This window comes from Bartonella sp. EBT8 (genome assembly GCF_055796165.1).
The window spans coordinates 1-1,106 of record NZ_JBTTDJ010000084.1; the positions used below are offsets into that span (position 1 = coordinate 1).

1 protein-coding gene is annotated in these 1,106 nt (G+C 43.8%); it reads left to right on the forward strand.

The annotated features are described in order from the left end of the window. Positions 1-19 precede the first annotated feature (19 nt). A partial coding sequence (locus tag AC0QT4_RS09205; RefSeq protein ID WP_473201364.1) for a ShlB/FhaC/HecB family hemolysin secretion/activation protein occupies positions 20-1,106 on the forward strand: 1,087 nt, incomplete at its 3' end.

A 1,106-nucleotide genomic window follows, 5' to 3' on the forward strand; every position in this document is an offset into this window, starting at 1 on the left:
AAGGACAGGAAAGTCTGAAGTGTTTTTTGAGGATGATGAGGAGAACAGTTCCGATGATTCTTCGAGATCAAAAACCTGTTTGATGATCAAAAGTATTGGGTTGATTGGTGCCAGGTTGATTTCTCATACAGATCTTCATGGCAGCATTTCTCGTTGGGAAGGGCACTGTTTAGGCATTGATGATATCAACAAAGTACTCAAAGCGGTGACCATGCTTTACGTCAAGCGCGGTTATATTGCGGTGCGAGCTTATTTGCCTGAGCAAGATTTAAGAGGTGGTCATCTCAAAATTGTTGTTGTTGAAGGTCGTGTAGAGGATATCACCCTGGATGGTCATAAAGTTGAAAGGAAAGATCGCGGCGAAATCACCACGGCTTTTCCAAATCTGATTGGTCATCCAACCAATTTACGCGCGATAGAGCAAGGACTTGATCAAATCAATAGGCTTTTTTCTCGTCAAGCCACCATTAATCTTGGAGCTGGAAAAGTTTCTGGCGGTTCCATCCTTGATATTCATATAGCCAAACAGAAACCTTGGAGTTTTACAGTTTCCAGTGATAATCTTGGAGCTCAGGCAACAGGTCTCTACCAAACACGCTTGAGTCTTTCTTTGGATGATCTTTTAGGTTCCAATGATCAATGGTCGTTGAGCTATCAGCGTTCCATGGATGGTGGCGTGTATCATTTCACAGATGAGCGTCCCAACAGTGATACGGTCACGGGTTCATTTTCCATTCCTTATGGTTATTGGACAGCAGGTTTTGATGGCACGTGGAGTCAATATTATTCGAGTGTTAAAGGAATATTTTCCGACATTTTGACATCGGGCAAGTCGTTATCGCTCACCCCTTGGATTTCGCGGGTTATTGCCCGTGATCAAGAGGGAAAGACCTGGTTTACGGGACGGCTGACATGGAAATATGCCGATAATTTTATTATGGGCAGTAGGGTTGATGTGTCGAGCCGTAAGTTGGCTATTGCAACCTTTGAATTTGATCATATGCGCCAATGGCTTGGAGGAGAATTCAGTGTTCATCTAGGGTTTCATAAGGGATTAGCGATCCTTGGGGCCTATGATGATAAAGATCAAGAGAATGTTTCGCCCG